We start from the raw sequence: 18,320 nt of genomic DNA on the forward strand, positions 1-18,320 counted from the left end.
GCTTCTTGAAGCATCGAATTGAAAGGCCCGGATGGCATCGCCGCCCGGGCCTTTTCTTTTACTCGGCAGCCTGTTCGATGAGAGATGGCCAGTCGCCATGCAGGTCGGCGCCACGCCCCTCGATCTCGAAACCATGCGAACCGAAGAAATCGCGCTGGCCCTGAATGAGATTGGCCGTGCCCCGCGCCTGACGGTAGCTGTCGAAATAGGCGAGCGATGACGAAAGGCAGATCAGCGGAAGTTCGCCAAGCGCACCGGCGGAAACCACGCGGCGCAGCGCAGGGCTGGCCTCCTTCATCAGTTCCGCGAAATCCGGCACCATCAGGAGATTGGTCGCCGCGTCGCCGGCAAAGGCGCTCGCCATCTGATCGAGGAAGCGGGAGCGGATGATGCAGCCGGCGCGCCAGATCCTGGCGATGGTGGCGAGCTCAAGCCCCCAGCCCTGCTCTTCGGACGCGCTGGCGATGACCGAAAATCCCTGCGTATAGGAAACGATCTTGCCGGCCAGCAGTGCCTGCTCCAGATCATCGATCGTGATGTCCACCTTGCCCTGGCGCCTACCATAGAGCGCTTCTGCGGCAATGCGCTCCTGCTTGCGCGAAGAGATGGAACGGGCAGCGACTGCACCCTCAATGGCCGTGGCTGGCACGCCGAGCTGCTGCGCGGCTATCGCCGACCAGACGCCGGTGCCCTTCTGACCTGCCCTGTCGAGGATCATGTCGACGAGCGGCGCGGCGCTCTCGCCGTCCATGGCTTCAAGAACATGACCCGTGATCTCGATCAGATAGGAGTTGAGCGGGCCCTCATTCCAGCGCTTGAAGACTTCGGCGCAGGCTGCGGCGTCCATGCCGAGCCCGTCGCGCATCACGCCATAGACCTCGGCGATCATCTGCATGTCGCCATATTCGATGCCGTTGTGGATCGTCTTGACGAAATGGCCGGCCCCGCCCTCGCCGAGCCAGGCAACGCAGGGCTCGCCCTTGAATTTTGCCGCAATGGAGGTGAGCACGGCTTCCGCATCGTGCCATTGCGCCTTTGAGCCGCCGACCATGATCGAGGGACCATGGCGCGCGCCTTCCGCGCCGCCGGAAACGCCGACGCCGAGATATCCGATGCCCTTGGGCTTCAGATAATCGAAGCGGCGCTGCGTGTCGCTGAAGAGCGAGTTGCCACATTCAAGGATCGCGTCGCCCTCATCGAGCAGCGGCAGAAGCTGCTCGATCATGTCATCGACCGGCTTGCCGGCCTTGACCATGATGATGATGGAGCGCGGTTTCTTCACCGATTGCACGAAGGCTACGAGATCGGCCTCAGGCAGGACGCGCTCGCCAAGCCCCTCAGCCTGCGCTGCCTCGACGAACGCATCGATCCTGGGGGTGGAGCGGTTGTTGACGGCGATCGTATGGCCTTTTTCAGCGATGTTCAGGGCAAGGTTTGCTCCCATCACGCCAAGGCCGATCAGGCCGATATCCGCTTTCGACATGCTTCAAGTCTCCGGTTCGTAAAACGAGGCGGCACTATGCACCAGACCGCCGGCCGATGCATCATCGCCAGGTGGAAAGAGGTGGTTTCTTAGCCGGCCAGATGCACATCCACATGGGCATCGGCCAGTGCCTTTGCCAGGCGGCCCGTGGGCTGCTCGTTTGTGATGATCGCCGTGAGGGCGGAGAGCGGCTCAACCGTCGCAACGAGATTGACGTCAAACTTGGAGTGATCGACCAGAAGATAGCTCTCGTGGGACTGGCGGATCATGGCGCGCTTGACGCCAACGGCAAGGCGGTTTGCCTCGGTGATACCGCTGGCCGTCAGGCCGCTCGCGCCGATGAAGGCGCGGTTGGCATTGTGCCGGGCGATGAAATCAATGGTCTCCGCACCGTAGATCCCGACCTCGCGCGCCATGAAGTCTCCGGGACAGATGACCACCTGAATGGTTTCGTTTTGGGCAAGGGCCGAGGCCACCGCAACGCTGTTGGTGAGGACCGTCAGATCGCGCGCCATGGCAGCCAGATTGAGAGCGAACTGATGGGTGGTCGAGCCGGCATCGATCATCAGCACTTCGCCGGGGCGCACGAGTGCGGCCGCACGCGCAGCGATCTGCACGCGCTCCTCGATGCGCGCCTGATCGCGCTCGCCAAAGGGTGGCTGCGCGCCCATCGGCGCCGCAGAGGCACCGCCATAGGCGCGACGGATCAGCCCCTCCTGGCTGAGCGCCTCGACGTCGCGGCGAACGGTCTCCGTGGAGACGCCGAACCGGGCAGCCAGTTCCGACGTGCGCACATGGGGATGATGCTGCAGTTCAAGGATGATCTGCTCGCGGCGCGCGGATTTTCTAAGACGCGTCATTGGTTCCCTCTGGAGGCCCCTCTGGCGCCCCCTTTGGCGCGCAGAATGGCATCGGCGACCTCAGCAAAGCCGGCACCACCGGCCTGTTGTGTAATCCACTTGGGCGGTGTCGCCGTACCGTCGAGGAAGTCGGCAAAATTGGCCACGCCAACGCTGTTCTGGAAGAAGCCGAACATGGGCGCGTCATTGGGTGAGTCGCCGACGAAGATCACGTTCCGGTCCGCCTTGTCGAGGTCGAGGCCATAGTGCCTGGAAAACAGGCGACGTGTCATCGCCAGCTTGTCATAGCGACCGAACCATCCATTGACATGGATGGATGACACTTTTGCGACAGCACCGGCTTCCTCGAAGCAGCTTACAATGCGGGCGATGTCCGCGTCTTTCAGCCTGGGGCCGTCCTCGGCAAAATCGATCGCAAGGTCGGCCTCGCGGAACGTCTGGTCCGCCGAGAGGCGCGCACCGGGGACCGCCGTCAGGATGGAAGCGGCCAGCCGGTCTAGGCGCCGGCGTCCCTCGCGGCGCTCTTCGGTGGATTGGGCGAACTCCCGGACCATGCCGCCCTTGGGAGAACACACGAAATAGAACGCACCATTTTCCCCGACGACCGCATCAACGGGCCACAGTCTGGCGATCAGGTCGCACCATCCCGCGGGGCGGCCCGTGACGGGAATGACGACAATGCCGGCGTGATGCAGGCGTTCCAGCGCGTGATAGGCAAGACTGGGCAGGCGGCCAGCCGTCGTCAGCGTGTCGTCAATGTCGGTAAGCACGAAATCGACCTCCGCCAGTCGCTGCGTGCTCATCTCACCGAATGGTCGGGGCAACATCGCCTCCTCCGGAACAAGCTTCGCCGTCATGTCTGCCACCACACGCCTCTCCCCTTCGCCGAGCGATATGCCAAGCTTTTAGTCACATTTTTTGGAATTTTCGAGGGTATTCCAAATTTTCTTTATTTGAATATTGCAAACTACCACAAAAATTCGATACGCTTTCGGCAAATGGGTGCCGTTAGACGCACTCTTTTTGGGAGAAGCGGGCGCGCGCCCGCACTGGAGGAGGAAACTCATGTCTATCGTGACAGATACCCGTCTTGCCGGAGGCGCTGCCGCTGCTCTCTTCGGCCTTTCCGCGCTGCTTGCCGGCACCACCGCGCAGGCACAGGACTGCGCCAATCGCGGCCAGCTCGACGTCATGTATTGCGACGCCAACGAAGACCTGGTGGCGGACACGCCGAGCGATCCGTCAAAGCTTTCCAACCCGGACACGCTGGTTTTCGCCTACACGCCGGTGGAAGACCCGGCGATCTATGAGGATATCTGGGAGCCCTTCATCGAGCATCTGGAAGAGGTGACGGGCAAGGACGTGCAGTTCTTCGCCGTGCAGTCGAACTCCGCCGAGGTGGAGGCCATGCGCAGCGGGCGCCTGCACATCGCCGGTTTCTCGACGGGTCCGACGCCCTTTGCCGTCAACCTCGCCGGCGCGGTGCCCTTTGCCATCATGGGATCGGAAGACGGTCGTTTCGGCTACAAGCTGCAGGTCTACACCCGCAAGGATTCCGGCATCAACGAGATGGCGGACCTGAAGGGCAAGCGCATCGCCCACACTTCGCCGACCTCGAATTCGGGCAATCTCGCGCCGCGCGCGCTCTTCCCCGGGCTCGGTGTCGTGCCGGAACAGGACTATGAAGTGGTCTATTCCGGCTCGCACGACCAGTCCATGCTCGGCGTCGTGGCAGGCGACTATGACGCCGCACCGGTGGCTTCCGAAGTCGTGGACCGCATGGCCGAGCGTGATCTCTACGATCCGGAAGAGGTGAAGATCGTCTGGGAATCCGATCCGTTCCCGACCACCTCCTACACCTATGCGCATGATCTCGATCCGGCGCTGGTGGAAAAGATCAAGGAAGCCTTCTTCTCGTTCGATTTTGCCGGAACGGCACTCGGCGAGGAGTTCTCCGGTGTCAGCAAATTCGTGCCCGTCACCTACCAGAAGGACTGGGCCGTGATCCGCGAGATCCAGAAGGCGAACGGCGTGGAATACACGCCCCAGGGTCTGGCGAAAGAGTGATCCTCCTGCGGGCGCGAGATGCCGGGGCTTGGTCTCGCGCCCGATTTTTCTGATCGATCGCTCACTGTTTTCGGAGTTGATGCATGCTGAAAATCTCGCAGCTGGTGAAGCGCTATGGCAATGGCGCGCCCGTGCTGAAAGGCCTGGATCTGGAAGTGCCTGGCGACAGCGTGGTGTCCATCATCGGCGCGTCGGGCGCGGGCAAGAGCACCCTGTTGCGCTGCATCAACAGGCTGGTGGAGCCAAGCTCCGGCACGATCGAGCTGAACGGGCTGATGCTCACGGACCTGAAAGGCGCGAAGCTGCGCGCCGCCCGCCGGCGCATCGGCATGATCTTTCAGGGATTCAATCTGGTGGACCGGCTGACGGTGATGGAGAACGTGCAGTCGGGCCGGCTCGGCTATCTGCCGCTTTGGCGCGCGGCGATGCGGCGCTATCCGAAAGAAGACATCCGCCGCGCCTATGAACTGATGGAGCGCGTGGGCATCGCCCATTACGCCAACAAGCGTGCGGACGAGCTCTCCGGCGGCGAGCGCCAGCGCGTGGGCGTGGTGCGCGCGCTGATGCAGGAACCGGAAATCCTTCTCGCAGACGAGCCCACCGCCTCGCTCGACCCGAAAACCTCGGAACAGATCATGGAACTGCTGCGCGCGCTCTCGCGCGAGTTTTCCCTGCCGGTGCTCATCAACATCCACAATGTGGCGGAGGCCAAGCAATACACCGACCGCATTGTCGGCATGCGCTATGGCCGCATCATCTTCGATGCCGAACCCGATGCACTCGACAAGGATGCAATGGATGAGATCTATGCCGGAGTACCCGCCGAAGAGCGCGGCGAAATGGACAACGTCACGCCGCTGAGGGCCCAGAAGGCATGAGCGCCGAGACCCCTTCCCTCCCCGATACCTGGCGCAAGCCGCCGATGATCGCCAATCCCGTGCTGCGCTACGGGTTGCTGGCGGCGGTGGTGATCTATATCGGCTGGGCCTTCTTCATGCTGCCGATAGACTGGGAACGCATTTCACAGGGCATGACGCGCGCGGCACGCATCTTCAGCGGCGCGTTTCCGCCAAGTTTCGAGCGCAGCGGGCTTTTGATCGACGGGTTCCTGGAGAGCCTGAAGATCGCGATCCTTGCCACGGTCGGCGGCGTGCTCCTGTCGATCCCCATCGCATTCATGGCCGCCAAGAACCTTGCGCCGAGACCGGTCTATCTGCTTGGCCGCGGCCTCATCATCGTTGCCCGCAGCTTTCACCCGGTCATTGTCGCGATCATCTTCGTGAAGGCCGTGGGCTTCGGCCCCTTCGCCGGCGTCCTGACCCTCATCGTCTATTCCATCGGCTTCGTCGCCAAGATGCTGGCCGAGCGCATCGAAGAGATCGACTGGGGCCAGGTGGAAGCCATGCGCGCGGTGGGTGCGGGCTATTTCCCGACGCTGATCTACGCGGTTTTTCCGCAGATCATGCCGCGCCAAATCGGTCTGAGCATCTATCAGCTCGACAGCAATCTGCGCGCCTCCGCCGTGGTCGGCATCGTCGGAGCTGGTGGCATCGGCTCGACGCTGGCCAACGCCTTCGGCCGCTATGACTACGACTTTGCACTGGCCATCACCATGGTGATCGTCGCCGTCATTCTGGTCAGCGAGGCGATCAGCGGTCAGATCAGGAAACGGGTATGGTGAGCATGGAAACGTCCCTCGAAGACTGGGCGCGCTACACGCCACGCGAGCGCATGCAACGCTATGCGATTTTTCTGTTTGCCGTGATCACGATCGTCTGGGCCCTGACCAGCATCGACGTGATCTGGCCCTGGGTGTTCGATGCGCCGCAGCAGATGGGCGACCTGTTCAGCCGCATGGTGCCGCCGGATGTGACGAACCTGCCGAGCATTTTGTGGGTGCTGGTTGAGACTGTGAACATCGCCACCATCGCAACGGCAATCGCCGTGTTTGTGTCGCTGCCCGTCGCCTATATCGCCGCGCAGAACACGACGCCAAACGCCGCGACGCTGTGGCTCGGGCGCTTCATCCTCGTGTCCAGCCGCTCGGTCAACACGATCATCTGGGCGCTTCTTTTCGTGGCCATATTCGGCCCCGGCATCGTGGCCGGCATCATCGCCATCATGTTCCGCTCCATCGGTTTCATCGGCAAGCTTCTGGGCGAGGCCATCGAAGAGATCGACCGTCGCCCGGTGGAAGCGCTGGAAGCGACCGGCGCATCGCGCTTCAAGGTGATCCTCTACGCCATCGTGCCGCAGGTGATGCCCACCTTCTGGGCCGTGGCCATCCTGCGCTGGGATATCAATCTGCGGGAATCGACCGTGCTCGGCCTCGTGGGCGCGGGCGGCATCGGCATCATCCTGCAAAGTGCCATCGACACGTTCAACTGGCAGGAAGCGGCCACTGTCCTCCTGGCAATCCTCGCGCTCGTGGTGCTTGGTGAAATTGTTTCGGCCTGGCTGCGTAAACGGATCATCTGACGCTGTAGCAACGGACGGATTCGCGCGCCGATGGCAAAGTCGGGGAGCCCGGCACAGCGCCGGGCTCCTTTTCTTGAAGGATGATGTCACGTGCGCCAGAGCAGACGACACGCACCAACAATCAATCTTATAATCGCGCGGTGATCGCACCCGCCGTACCGCCTGTGAGGGCACCGAGCGCGGCCCCGGTAGCGGTGCCAACGGCCGTTCCGATCGTCGCACCGAGCCCGGCGCCCGTCGCAGCGCCAGCGAAGGTTCCAACAACGGGGAAGACAGACCCCAGAACACCGCCGGCGATGCCACCAGCCAGCGCTCCACCCGCGGTGCCAAAGGCCGCTCCAATGGGGCTACCCACGGCCAGACCAAAGCCGCCACCCGTCGCTATGGCTCCAAACGACGATCCGCCGCCGCCATAACTGTATGGCGAATGAAGATTATCATGACGTTCTACGGAAATATTCATAAAAAGCTCCTTTATTAAAATAAAATTATCTTTCATTACTACTTGCACTTTCCGTTCAGAAAATGCATTTTCACTTGAGTTTATTTTACTCAATAGGTCAACCTGATTTTTGCTTTGCTCGGGAATCTGGCGGACGGCCCAGCGAGGGCGACCGAGATTGAACATTTGCTAAATAGAAATAACAAATGTAACATGCTGCCCTGGCTCGCTCGACTGCCCTGAAGGAAACGCCGCGATTCACCGCAGGATTCGCTTCAGGCTCTCTGCAGAACCAGATTTGTGTTAGACTTGTTCGAGGCGATATGAGCGGTTCCGTCTTTTTTCTGCATATGGCCGGGGCAGTGGCATTGCTGCTCTGGGCGACGCGCATGGTGCGAACAGGCGTTGAACGCGCCTACGGGAATGTGCTGCGCCAACGGCTGCGGCAGACACTGGGCAACCCGGTGCTCGCAGCTCTGACGGGACTGGCTTTGTCCATCGCCCTGCAGAGTTCGACCGCTGTTACACTTCTGATCGGTTCCTTCGCCGGGCTCGGGATCGTTACGGGCCTGTCGGGCATTCTGGCCGTGCGGGGCGCGGAAGTCGGCTCGGCGCTGGTCGTCAAGATACTGAGCTTCGACCTGACACTTCTCGTCCCGCTCTGCATCCTCACCGGGACCGTTATTTTTCTTGCGACAGAACGCCGGCAGTGGCGCCAGTTCGGCCGTATTCTTGTCGGGGTAGGCCTGCTCATCCTGTCGCTCGAAATGATGGGCGAGGCCTCTGAGCCACTCAGGCAGAGCACCATCGTGCCGCTTATCGTGGGATATCTCTCAGACGATCCGATCACCGCGTTCCTGCTGGCCGCAGTGACCACCTATCTCTTTCATTCAAGCATCGCCGCCGTGCTCCTGCTGACCACGTTCGCCGCGCGCGGCATCGTCTCCCCCGAGCTCGGCATCGTTATGGTTCTGGGCGTCAATCTCGGCAGTTCCTTCATCGCACCGATGCTGACGCGGAGCTCACCGCCAAGCTACCGCATCGTTCCCCTTGGCAACCTCCTCATGCGTGGCCTCGGGTCCGTTGTGCTTCTGGTGGCCTTCATTGTCTTCGATCCCAGCCTGGAGCGGCTGGGCAGCGACCCTGCGGACCGCATCATCCACACACACATCGCCTTCAACGTGCTGATACTGATTGTCGGTATTCCGCTTTCAGGCCTGATCCTCAAAGCGACGCAGGCGCTGGTCTCCCTGCAGTCAGGAAGCGAAGCCGAAGGGGCCAGTGAGGAAAGCGAAGCACAAGTGACGGAAACCAGCGCGCTGGACGTCACGGCACTGGACACACCGCATCAGGCGCTCGCCAATGTGACGCGGGAAACCGTCCGCATGTGCGAAACGGTGGAGTTCATGCTGTGCCGGATTCTTGAACTCTACGAAAAGGCGGATCGGAAATCGATCGCCGCACTGGCCGCCGTCGACGATACGGTGGACCGGCGCCACGCGGCCATCAAGCTCTATCTCGCCCGCATCACACGCCATGAAATGACGGAAGACGATGCACGACGCTGCCAGGAACTGCTCGGCGTGTGCGTCAAACTCGAGCAGGTGGGCGACATCATTGTCCGCAACATGCTCGCCCATGTGCAGAAGAAGATGGAACGCGGCGTCGAGTTTACCAGTGAAGGCTGGCGGGAGCTCGCCGGTTTCCATGCCTCCGTTCTTGCCAATGCACGCCTGGCTTTCAACCTGCTGGTCACCCAGGACACCGAGACCGCGCGCGAGCTGGTGATGGAAAAAGACCGCCTGCGGGATGTCGAGAAGGAAACCAGCCAGCGCCACTTCGAACGCTTGAGACAGGGCACGGAACAGAGCGTGGAAACAAGCTCGATCCACCTTGATACGATCCGCGACCTGAAGCAGATCAACTCGCTTCTGGCGACATTTGCATATCCGGTGCTCGAAGAGCGTGGACTGCTGAGCGGCTCGCGCCTGAAAGCGACCTGAAAGCCACTCCCCCTTTTGGGGTCAGCAGCCCAAAACATCAAAGCCGATCCTGTCAAAACCGGGGTCGGCTATTTCTCTTCTTCATTGCAGTTTTGAATAAATAGACAAACCTCATCATTAGTATTAAATCTTAAAAATAAATATAAGTATTAATAATACTTGTTTTGTTTTGGATTGATATATAATGATACAATCAGGCTTCATAATAACCAATAACCCAAACGGAAGAATCACGACGCCTTCAGCGCGAAAGCTGGCGGAACGCCCTGAAGGGCTATCGCAGGGAACCAGGTCACCGCCAGCGCGCGTCGATGCGCGTGAAACGACCCTCCGCATACCGCCCCATGTGCAATTTCTCAGATGCACTCTGACGGAAGAACAACAGTCGGAAATCAGCAGGGTTTCCCGTACCGTCCGTCAGGATCTTCCCAACATTCACGCAATGGCGCGGGCGAGAATGAGCGCTATCATAAAAGAACTGACCGGACAGGATGCCAATCCCGACGCGCTCTATTTGAACACGTTCAGTTCGGCGGTCTCATCCCAGACCAGTTTCACCGGCGTCGAGCACACGGGCGAACCGAACTCGTCAACATCGTTGACAAATCTGCTTCTCGAAAATTTCGGTGCTGAGCGACAGACACTCCAGTCCACGGCGCTGGATGCCTATGAAGGGGTCTACACGCATGGGCCGGGTGAGGGCTTCTACGGAACGCCGAACGAATTCAGGGTTTTGGCTTCCAGTCTTCGAGAGGCTATATGGAAGGCCGACTTCCAGTCGGAGGTTCTCTCCAGTCTGAACGAATTCTGGGCCAGCCATCAGGGCGACATCGTGCTTCTGGCCAAGGTCCAGTTCGCGGTATCCGCGATGCGTGCCCTTGAGGAGTCGGACCTTTCGCTTTCCGGTGTCATAATGGTCATGCGAGGTGCGAGAGCAGATGTCGATCAGCTTCTGGCAGCGCTCTCCAACGGGATCGTCGCTGAACCGGAAAGCGCGGACAACGTAGAGGTCACGGCCTTCGACATAAACGGCTACCCTTCCAGCGACATTGTCCGGTTCACCCGCTCAAACCAGCACACGGTGCTCTACATTCCGGGCGAAGCGCCATCATTCCATGAGTTCGGCAGTGAAGAGGCGCTCGACCGCTGGGTCAGGGAGATGGCAGCGTCTCCGGAGGAGCGCACGCGACTCTCGCACCATTTTTCACTCTATAATCTACAGGATGGCTTTTGGTACACGGGCGTTGCCAATGGCCTGGAGAAGCTCGGGTCAGGCGCCTGGAGCACCGGTGTTGATTCCAAGAACCGCCCCTATTCTGACAACCTGTTCTCCGAGCTTGCAGAAAACATGCGGCAGCGGAGCCTTTCCGACGCCGACATACTGATCAAGTCCGACAGCGAAGTCACGCGTGACATCTGGATCGGGAACCTGCGCACATTCAACAAGGTGTTCTGGCCGATCCTGATGCTCGCCCCCGAGCTCGAGTTTGCAACACTGGCAACCACCATGGGGAGCGAACTTGTTCTCGAAACTGAGCAGGCGGTCGCAGGAGATACCTACGAAGAGCGGAAAGCAGGTGCTGTCGGTGTCGTCTCGACAGGAAGCACCCTGCTCGCGGGAACGGCCCTTGGGGCCGCCGTCAGAGCTCTTTCAAGAGCTGAGCCGGTTTCTGCTGGCGGTGGCGACACAATTCCGACTTCGGCCGTCCGTCCCCCTGCCGGGGAACAGCCGCTTCGTATCGGAAATATATCCGACCATGAGGTTGATCCGTCGCTTATCGACGGGCGCACTCCAAACAGTGCGAACATCTATCAGTCAGGCGAGCGGTATTTTATTCGACACAGCGACACAACAGGCGTTTCCCGCGTCTACGAAATCAGAAGCGACTTCAAGCTGCGTGATGGCTACGTAAACGTTATCGACCCGGAAACACGAAAGTCTGTGGCGATTCTGCATGGGGATGGCAATGGTGGCTGGAAGCGTATAACCGCCAATGGTGCCGGTCCTGATCGCCCCCCCTATCAGGGTCAGCGCGCAGCCCAAATCAAGCAATCGCTGAACAGACGTGGTTACTATGTCATCGCGGATGCGGACGAAAGTGCTGCTCTCGACCAGATCGAAGCCATGAAGGAACGTGTGGATGCGCTGCGGTTCAAACTCGAGGACCTGGGCCGTGAAGCCGAAAAAAACGGCCGGATCGGCACCTATCACCTCGTCTATCGCGTGGACAATCTAAGACCCGACCAGCTTCTTGCGGCTGGCTGGTTTCGCCCATCCCGAGATTTCCACGCAGTTGTCAACATGCTCGAGAGGCCAGCAACCATTGGTAGCGCATCTCTCGCCGCCAGCAACAATGTGCTGGACATCTGGCAATACGACTCGGCTGACGGTGTCATGTATCAATATGCCATCGTGACAGAAGGCAGGAAAGTGGGCTCTTTCGTAGACGGTGGAGGCTACGACTACGAATTCCTGGATGAAGTGCACTTTCCGCCACCGCCAGCCAAGAACGTCTATCTGCTGGACTCTTCAGACGAGAACATCAGAAAAACCATCGCAGAGCTTGCCGCTTCCCGCTCAGTCAACACGACTTACGGCATCCCTCTCCAGGTCTACGAAGATTTCAGGCTAGGGCGGATCACTCTTGATGCGAGCCCGCCGCCAGAGTTGCCAGAAAGTTCCATGGCAACTGGCGAAGCCAGCGACAGCCTCAAATCTCTCGATATGACAAAACGTGGGCAGAAGCGCACCCAGGAATGGGTGGATGGTATTCCCACCACTGGCACCGCCGTTGAAGAACCGCAACCGGGCTCCTCACGATCGATGCAGCACGAGATGCCGGAAGAAATAGAAGAACCGGAAGATGTCATTGAAGCAAACACCCCCTCTCAATCCCCAACTCCTCCCGATTTTCAGGAAGCGTTCCAAACGCGCGTCCAAAAATGGTTGAATGAGATTTGGCTGAACAATGCAGATGAGCCAGAAAACCTGACGATACCAGATGCATGGCTTGCTGAAACGCAAGGTCACGCAGGAGAAGAAATGATCAGGACCCGCTTTGACGAGACATCGATCACGGGGACATCGCAATCCAGACAACAACGCACTTCGGAATGGGTGAAAGAATATCAGACGAACAACCGCTAATGCCGTGTGCACAGACTATTTCGTCGCCGATCTGAGCCCTTCCATGAAGGCGCCTGCAAGCTGGGTTTCGCCGAACCAGTTGAGCCGGTTCACCGTGGCGAAACCCTCGGCGATGAGACTGTTCTCATCGCCCTTTCGGCTTGCATGCTCGCGACCGCGCGGCACAACCAGTTCGATCTCATCGCCGTCCTCACGCAGAACCTCCACCTTGCGGGCGATCTTATCCCGGCCGATCGAAGGCTGGGAGACGGATGCCGGAAGATCTGCCGGAAGATTGACGCTCAGCCAGTGACCTTCGAGAGACCACTCATTGCGTGTCTGCCAGAGGCGCTCGATGAAGCGAGCCAGCCATGCCGCGTCTCCTTCACGCACATTCGCCTCCTTCACGCGGGAGAACCCGATCGCGGGAATGCCCCAGAAGGTCGCTTCGCGGGCGATGCCAAGCGTGCCGGAATAGGCAAGATCCTCGCCGACATTGCGCCCGTCATTGACGCCGCCGACAACGAGATCGGGCTTCCTGCCATCGTTGAAGAGCCAGCCCATGGAGGTCACGATACAGTCCGCCGGCGTGCCCGAGCAGGAAAAGCGGCGCTCGCCGAGACGGCGCATGGTGAGCGGCCGGGCGACCGTTAGCGACGGGCCGGCGGCGGTGCGTTTGCCGTCCGGCGCGACCACCCAGACATCGTCCGTCAGGAGTGATGCCGCTTCAGCTGCCAGCGCAATGCCGGGAGCCTCGATGCCGTCGTCATTGGAAATCAGAATGCGCATGTATCGTCTCTTCATCAATCTGATAGGTGTCACCGGTGCGGGCACCGGTCAGAAGGGCGGGAATGTGCTGACAGAGCGCATCAAGCGCGGCAGCATCGCAGGAATGGCCGATAAGTCGCGGGCGGCCAGCCGCCTCCCACAGGGCGATGTTCTCGGGCAGTGTTGGGTGTGTTGGCATGCGTATCCAGGCAGCCTTGCCCTCATCGACAAGCCGCGCGCCGGGCGAGCCTGCCGGCAGATGTCCGCTTAAGAGAATGGGAAAGCCCGCAGCCTCTGCAGCGGCAAGCGCCGGGCGCGACGGCCCTGCGACACCCATGCCATCATGAACCAGAAGCGGACAGTCCGGCAGCGGATCGCCTACATTCCAGTCGCGCGCGGCCTCCAACCGCTCGGAAAGGATCGACACGCGATCCTGATGAACGGCAGACGGCGCCAGGATTTGCGCTGACAGCGCTGAACGCATGCCGGCCTCGATTGCAAAAGGCACGTCGATGGCCGCAATCAGCTCAAGTGAGCGACCGGAGAGCGGCGTTGGAAGGAGACAGCCATCGGCATATCCGGCGACCCATTCTCCGATCTGTCGCGCACGCTCCGCCCCCGGAATAGGGTCGGCACCGTAGGATGTGTCGAGAACGAGAAGGTCGCAGACGGGCAAAGCCTGCATTGGAAAAACAGCACTCTCGGGGACGATGTCGGCGGTAAACACCACACGCTTTCCCGCCCCCTCGACACAAAACCAGACGCCACCAACCACATGGCCGGAGGCACCGGTCGACACATTCAGTGCACCGACGGACACCGTTTCGCCAGGTCGAAACAGCCGGATCTGCTGCGCACGCGGCGGGAACTCTGCCAGATCGGCGGCGTCCGCATATTGCGCGAGCGTCGCCGGCATCTCCGAATGTGTTTCCTCGGTCATGTAAATGGGCCCGGCGTAACCCTGCCGCAGCAAATGGCAGAGCGCGCCGATGTGATCTTCATGGGCATGAGAGATGAAAAGCGCGTCGATCTCGCCAACCGGGCGGGCGAGCACAGGGTAGTATTCGTCCCCTGTCGCCCCCACCTTTATGCCGGCATCGAGCATGATGCATGTGTTGCCGTCGCTGACGGCGACGCTGGTGCGCCCTTTCTCACCGAACCCGCCCTGAAGATCGACCTGCAACATCAGGCGGCCCCATCAGCCGGGATCAGCCAACCCGATGTGATGGCAAGCCTGGCGCGCTCTCCCGCCGCGAAAGACACCGGATCGGGCTGATCAAAATGCAGGCCGAGATGGGGCGCCGCCTCGGGCTCGAACTCGATGCGCGCCGAACCGCCGCGATACACCGCCCGTGTGATGGTGCCTTCGAAACCGGGCTGGCTGGTGCCGACCGACTGGATCTGCGATGCGCGGCAACAAATGCGCGCATCCTTGCGCGGCTTCTCGCCCTTTCGACAACGCACCACCAGCTCCTGGCCAAGCACGGTGACGCGGCACTGTCCGTCGGCTTCCGCCGTTTCGACATTCGCCGGCAGCACCATGCCCTGCGAGATAAAGGAGGCGACCATCTCATTTGCCGGCTCATGATAAAGCTCGCGCGGCGTGGCAAGCTGCATCAGACGGCCATGATCCATGACCGCGATGCGGTCTGCCAGCGCCATGGCCTCGGCCTGGTCGTGGGTGATGTAGAGAATGGTCGTGCCCGTGCGCTTGTGGAAGTCGGCGAACTCGTCCTCCATCGAGGCGCGCAGATGCACATCGAGATTGGCCAGCGGTTCATCGAACAGCACCAGCCGTGGCTCGGCCACGAGACAGCGCGCCAGCGCCACGCGCTGCCGCTGACCGCCGGACAGGTTTGCCGGGCGGCGGTCGCCATACTGTTCCATGTTGACGAGCGCCAGCGCATTCTTCACCCGCTCCTCGCGCTCCGCCCGGGGGACGCGCGCCACCTTGAGCGCATAACCGATGTTCTCGGACACGCTCATGTGCGGCCAGAGCGCGTAATTCTGGAAGACGATGCCCACGCGGCGCTTTTCCGGCGGGACGTTCGCCTCGGCCGACGAGACCTCACGATCGCCGATATGGATGTTACCGCCGGTCACGGTCTCGAAACCGGCGATCATGCGCAGGAGCGTGGTCTTGCCGCAGCCCGAGGGACCGAGGACAGCAAGGAACTCGCCATCCGCGACATCGATGGAGACATTGTCGAGGGCCTTCGCCTCGCCAAAAGTCTTGGTGACGTTCTTAATGCTCAGTCCCGCCATGGAAGAACTCCGTCCGGTAGTTTGTTTGCAAAGAGGCTGGCGAGCAGCATCAGAAGGAAGGTGGTTGCGACCATGATGGCGGAAACCGCCGCCGCATACTTGGAATCCCCGCCCTGTTCGAAAGAGAAGATGACAACGCCGATGGTCTCCGAGCCGGAGGACCACAGAAGTGCCGACACCGTCAGCTCGCACAGCGCTGTCATGAAGATCAGCAGGCCGCCGGCAATGGCCGCCGGAGCGATGAGCGGGAAAATGATGGTGCGCATGCGCGTGAACAGTCCTGCGCCGGCTACCTGTGCAGCCTCCTCAAGCGCCCGGTCGAGCTGAAAATAGCCCGTGATCGTCGGCCTGACCGCCAGGATCAGGAAGCGCGCGAGGTAGGCGTAGAGGATGATCCAGACCGTGTTGTAGATCTGGATGCCTGTGATCGGCATGGGCTTAAGGAACAGGAGCAGCGAGGCGATGGCGAGCACCACGCCCGGCAGCGCATAGGGCAGCTCAATGGCAAGGTTGAGTGCCTTGATCCAGCGTTTGTTGCCCCAGGCAATCACATAGCCGAGCGGGATCGCGACGAAGACGGCGAAGATGGACGCCCCTGCCGAGAGATACAGACTGTTGAGAAAGGCACGGCTTGCCGCCGCATGCTGGAAGATCACGAAATAGTAGTTCTCCAGCGTGGCCGTTTCAGCCGTCAGTGTCACGCCATAGCCCCGCACCAGCGATGTGAGGATGAGTCCCACCAGCGGCAGCACGAGAATGAGCGCGATCAGCGCCCACATGCCGAGTTCCACCGGCACACGCCAGACACCGAGCTGGTATGGCGCGGCAGGCAGCGAGGTGGAGGTGATGCGGAAATCGCGCCGGCTCGCAATGCGGTCCTGCATCACGATGCCGACCATGGCGATAACGCCGATGAGCACCGAGAGGAATGCGACATCGGAGAGAACATCCGGTCCGCCACCGGCCAGACGCTGATAGATGAGCGTCGGCAGGACAAGATAGTTTGCCGGGATACCCAGAAAGGCGGGAATGCCGAAATTGCCGACGCAGGAAACGAAAGTGAGTGCTGCGGCGCCGACAATGGAAGGAGTCATGAGCGGCAGGATGATGGTGCCAAGCACGCGAACCCAGCCAGCACCGCTGGACTGCGCGGCCTCGACCAGCTCACGCGGCAGCTTGCGCATGCCGGCGCGCACGATCAGAAAGACGAGCGGCGCATACTGGATGCCGAGCAGGAAGACGATGCCTTCCGGCGAATAGAGCGGATTGCGCGTGCCAAGCGGCGGCGCCATGCCCAGCATGTTCAGAAGCGGGCTGGAGGGGCCGAAAAGCTGCAGCCAGGCGAGCGCGGTCACCTGCGGCGCAATCATGAGCGGTGTGACGAAGCACAGGACGAAAGCCTGACGCTGGCGCACATCCGACAGCGAAACGAGAATGGCAACAGCCACACCGAGCACCAGGGCGAAAATCGTTCCGCCCAGGCCAACCACCAGCGTGTTCCAGGTGGCGCGCCAGGTCGTGTCGTCGATCAGACCATTGCGAATGACATCAAGCGAGAACTGACCGCCGGGCAGGATGACTTCCTGCAAAAGCCGCGCCATGGGCAGCAGCGAAAAGATGACGATAAGCGCGACGATCCCCGCTGTCAGGGCCATATCCTGGCCCTGACGTTCCTTACGAATTGCGGTCATTAAGGTTTTTCCTTAGCCGCCGAACATGGAGGAGAATTTTTCCTTGTTGCCGGTGATCTCGTCGACAACCTTCTTCACGTCAACGCTCATGACGTTGATCTTGGTGCCCTCGGGCAGCCAGTCGGGCGAACCGACAGAAGGCTTCGCCGGCAGGTAGCCCTGCTTGAGCGCCAGCTTCTGACCATCGTCGGAGAGAATGAAGTCAACGAACTTCTTGGCCACGTCCGGGTTCTTTGCGGTCGACATGATGGCGACCGGCTCGGTGACGGCAGTCACGCCTTCCTCGGGGAACACGAACTCGATGGGCGAGCCGTCCTTCTTGGCGTTCATGGCCATGAAGTCGACGAGCATGCCATAGGCCTTCTCACCGCTGGCGACGGACTTCAGAACAGCGCCATTGCCGCGCACGGCAACGTGGCCGTTTTCCTTCAGCTTCTCAAAATAGTCCCAGCCGAGATCGTCGCGATTGACGAAGGCGGACAGGAGATAGGCTGCAGCACCCGAATAGAGCGGGCTCGGCATGATGGTGAGGTCCTTGTAGGCCTCGCCCGTCAGATCGGACCAATGCTCCGGCTTTTCGGCCGCTGCCGTGTTGTAGGCAATGCCGGTGGTGATGAGCTTGGAGCCGAAATAGGTCTTCTCGGCGTCATAGGCGGCTTCCTCGAAGCCTTCCACATTGGCTTCCGGATAGGCCATCAGGTGGCCGTCCTTCTTGAGCGTCTCCATGCTGACTGCATCGGCGATCAGAAGCACGTCCGGCTGCGGGCTGCCGGCGGCAAACTCTGCGGCGAGCTTGGTCATCAGGTCGCTGGTGCCGGAGCGGAAGATCTCGACTTCGACGCCCGGATTGGCGGCCTTGAAGGCGTCAACCGTCTCGGCGGCGTCAGCGTCGGGCTGCGACGTGTAGAGCACGAGGTTGTCGGCGAAAGCGGCGGTGGATGTGAGCAGTGCGGCTGCAAAGGCAACCGAACGAATCGTGGACTGGCGTCCCATGGGATAACTCCTCTGTTTGCATCTCCGGGCATCTCGCACCGGAGCTCCTCCCCTGCATGCGCAATATGACAGGCTTGTAACAAAAGCGCTCGGACATTGAATATGAACATATGTTTTTCGTCAATAACAAAAGAACGCAATAA

General features: G+C 60.7%; 15 protein-coding genes. 6 read left to right on the forward strand and 9 right to left on the reverse strand.

Annotated features, from left to right (window positions below; genetic code table 11):
• Window positions 1-58: 58 nt before the first annotated feature.
• The 3 genes from gndA to BLW55_RS19220 form a co-directional block, all read right to left on the reverse strand.
• The gene (gndA, locus tag BLW55_RS19210; protein WP_090330070.1) at window positions 59-1,483 is read right to left on the reverse strand and encodes an NADP-dependent phosphogluconate dehydrogenase; all 1,425 of its coding nucleotides are present in this window, start codon (window positions 1,481-1,483) and stop codon (window positions 59-61) included.
• A gap of 89 nt (window positions 1,484-1,572) precedes the next feature.
• The gene (locus BLW55_RS19215; RefSeq protein WP_090330071.1) at window positions 1,573-2,343 is read right to left on the reverse strand and encodes a DeoR/GlpR family DNA-binding transcription regulator; all 771 of its coding nucleotides are present in this window, start codon (window positions 2,341-2,343) and stop codon (window positions 1,573-1,575) included.
• Window positions 2,340-3,200 carry an HAD-IIB family hydrolase gene (locus BLW55_RS19220; protein WP_425286785.1) on the reverse strand — a complete coding sequence of 287 codons (861 nt, stop codon included), beginning with the start codon at window positions 3,198-3,200 and terminating at the stop codon, window positions 2,340-2,342. The genes BLW55_RS19215 and BLW55_RS19220 overlap by 4 nt, the downstream gene beginning before the upstream one ends.
• A gap of 208 nt (window positions 3,201-3,408) precedes the next feature.
• Here BLW55_RS19220 and phnD point away from each other — a divergent pair, with 208 nt between their 5' ends.
• The 4 genes from phnD to phnE (BLW55_RS19240) all read left to right on the forward strand — a co-directional run bounded on the left by phnD (window position 3,409) and on the right by phnE (BLW55_RS19240) (window position 6,888).
• Window positions 3,409-4,410 (forward strand): phosphate/phosphite/phosphonate ABC transporter substrate-binding protein, encoded by a 1,002-nt coding sequence (gene phnD / locus BLW55_RS19225; protein WP_025031352.1) that lies wholly within the window; start codon window positions 3,409-3,411, stop codon window positions 4,408-4,410.
• Window positions 4,411-4,493: 83 nt separating this feature from the next.
• A complete protein-coding gene (gene phnC, locus BLW55_RS19230) occupies window positions 4,494-5,288 on the forward strand; it encodes a phosphonate ABC transporter ATP-binding protein (RefSeq protein WP_025031353.1) in 795 nt (264 codons plus the stop codon).
• On the forward strand, window positions 5,285-6,091 hold the full coding sequence (gene phnE, locus BLW55_RS19235) for a phosphonate ABC transporter, permease protein PhnE (RefSeq protein ID WP_090330073.1): 807 nt from the start codon (window positions 5,285-5,287) through the stop codon (window positions 6,089-6,091). Before phnC ends, phnE (BLW55_RS19235) begins: the two co-directional genes overlap by 4 nt.
• Window positions 6,085-6,888, forward strand: a complete 804-nt coding sequence (phnE, locus tag BLW55_RS19240) for a phosphonate ABC transporter, permease protein PhnE (RefSeq protein WP_025031354.1) — start codon at window positions 6,085-6,087, stop codon at window positions 6,886-6,888. The genes phnE (BLW55_RS19235) and phnE (BLW55_RS19240) overlap by 7 nt, the downstream gene beginning before the upstream one ends.
• A 127-nt stretch (window positions 6,889-7,015) precedes the next feature.
• Here phnE (BLW55_RS19240) and BLW55_RS19245 read toward each other — a convergent pair whose 3' ends face one another.
• Window positions 7,016-7,351, reverse strand: coding sequence for a hypothetical protein (locus BLW55_RS19245; RefSeq protein ID WP_244509186.1), 336 nt, complete (start codon window positions 7,349-7,351; stop codon window positions 7,016-7,018).
• Between the two features lie 302 nt (window positions 7,352-7,653).
• Here BLW55_RS19245 and BLW55_RS19250 point away from each other — a divergent pair, with 302 nt between their 5' ends.
• On the forward strand, window positions 7,654-9,333 hold the full coding sequence (locus BLW55_RS19250; RefSeq protein WP_007010567.1) for a Na/Pi cotransporter family protein: 1,680 nt from the start codon (window positions 7,654-7,656) through the stop codon (window positions 9,331-9,333).
• 184 nt (window positions 9,334-9,517) lie between these two features.
• Window positions 9,518-12,481, forward strand: a complete 2,964-nt coding sequence (locus BLW55_RS19255) for a dermonecrotic toxin domain-containing protein (protein WP_342027756.1) — start codon at window positions 9,518-9,520, stop codon at window positions 12,479-12,481.
• 15 nt (window positions 12,482-12,496) lie between these two features.
• On the opposite strand, the gene BLW55_RS19260 is transcribed toward BLW55_RS19255, so the two are convergent.
• The 5 genes from BLW55_RS19260 to BLW55_RS19280 are packed head-to-tail and all read right to left on the reverse strand — an operon-like array spanning window position 12,497 to window position 18,177.
• Window positions 12,497-13,249, reverse strand: coding sequence for a 5'/3'-nucleotidase SurE (locus tag BLW55_RS19260; RefSeq protein ID WP_007010772.1), 753 nt, complete (start codon window positions 13,247-13,249; stop codon window positions 12,497-12,499).
• Window positions 13,227-14,414, reverse strand: coding sequence for an MBL fold metallo-hydrolase (locus BLW55_RS19265; protein ID WP_036539389.1), 1,188 nt, complete (start codon window positions 14,412-14,414; stop codon window positions 13,227-13,229). Before BLW55_RS19265 ends, BLW55_RS19260 begins: the two co-directional genes overlap by 23 nt.
• Window positions 14,414-15,493, reverse strand: coding sequence for an ABC transporter ATP-binding protein (locus BLW55_RS19270; protein WP_007010770.1), 1,080 nt, complete (start codon window positions 15,491-15,493; stop codon window positions 14,414-14,416). Before BLW55_RS19270 ends, BLW55_RS19265 begins: the two co-directional genes overlap by 1 nt.
• Window positions 15,481-17,184, reverse strand: a complete 1,704-nt coding sequence (locus BLW55_RS19275; RefSeq protein WP_007010769.1) for an ABC transporter permease — start codon at window positions 17,182-17,184, stop codon at window positions 15,481-15,483. Before BLW55_RS19275 ends, BLW55_RS19270 begins: the two co-directional genes overlap by 13 nt.
• Window positions 17,185-17,196: 12 nt before the next feature.
• Window positions 17,197-18,177, reverse strand: a complete 981-nt coding sequence (locus BLW55_RS19280; RefSeq protein WP_090330075.1) for an ABC transporter substrate-binding protein — start codon at window positions 18,175-18,177, stop codon at window positions 17,197-17,199.
• Window positions 18,178-18,320 lie beyond the last annotated feature (143 nt).

The organism is Nitratireductor aquibiodomus (assembly GCF_900105565.1).
Classification (GTDB): domain Bacteria; phylum Pseudomonadota; class Alphaproteobacteria; order Rhizobiales; family Rhizobiaceae; genus Nitratireductor; species Nitratireductor aquibiodomus.

What these genes read in the sequence shown, in the direction of transcription:
- phnC (WP_025031353.1), top strand. Translation starts at nt 4,494, where the DNA reads ATGCTGAAAATCTCGCAGCTGGTGAAGCGCTATGGCAATGGCGCGCCC.
- BLW55_RS19250 (WP_007010567.1), top strand. Translation starts at nt 7,654, where the DNA reads ATGAGCGGTTCCGTCTTTTTTCTGCATATGGCCGGGGCAGTGGCATTG.
- BLW55_RS19255 (WP_342027756.1), top strand. Translation starts at nt 9,518, where the DNA reads ATGATACAATCAGGCTTCATAATAACCAATAACCCAAACGGAAGAATC.
- BLW55_RS19245 (WP_244509186.1), bottom strand. Translation starts at nt 7,351, where the DNA reads ATGAATATTTCCGTAGAACGTCATGATAATCTTCATTCGCCATACAGT.
- BLW55_RS19275 (WP_007010769.1), bottom strand. Translation starts at nt 17,184, where the DNA reads ATGACCGCAATTCGTAAGGAACGTCAGGGCCAGGATATGGCCCTGACA.
- phnD (WP_025031352.1), top strand. Translation starts at nt 3,409, where the DNA reads ATGTCTATCGTGACAGATACCCGTCTTGCCGGAGGCGCTGCCGCTGCT.
- BLW55_RS19280 (WP_090330075.1), bottom strand. Translation starts at nt 18,177, where the DNA reads ATGGGACGCCAGTCCACGATTCGTTCGGTTGCCTTTGCAGCCGCACTG.
- phnE (WP_025031354.1), top strand. Translation starts at nt 6,085, where the DNA reads ATGGTGAGCATGGAAACGTCCCTCGAAGACTGGGCGCGCTACACGCCA.
- BLW55_RS19260 (WP_007010772.1), bottom strand. Translation starts at nt 13,249, where the DNA reads ATGCGCATTCTGATTTCCAATGACGACGGCATCGAGGCTCCCGGCATT.
- BLW55_RS19215 (WP_090330071.1), bottom strand. Translation starts at nt 2,343, where the DNA reads ATGACGCGTCTTAGAAAATCCGCGCGCCGCGAGCAGATCATCCTTGAA.
- gndA (WP_090330070.1), bottom strand. Translation starts at nt 1,483, where the DNA reads ATGTCGAAAGCGGATATCGGCCTGATCGGCCTTGGCGTGATGGGAGCA.
- BLW55_RS19270 (WP_007010770.1), bottom strand. Translation starts at nt 15,493, where the DNA reads ATGGCGGGACTGAGCATTAAGAACGTCACCAAGACTTTTGGCGAGGCG.
- BLW55_RS19220 (WP_425286785.1), bottom strand. Translation starts at nt 3,200, where the DNA reads ATGACGGCGAAGCTTGTTCCGGAGGAGGCGATGTTGCCCCGACCATTC.
- phnE (WP_090330073.1), top strand. Translation starts at nt 5,285, where the DNA reads ATGAGCGCCGAGACCCCTTCCCTCCCCGATACCTGGCGCAAGCCGCCG.
- BLW55_RS19265 (WP_036539389.1), bottom strand. Translation starts at nt 14,414, where the DNA reads ATGTTGCAGGTCGATCTTCAGGGCGGGTTCGGTGAGAAAGGGCGCACC.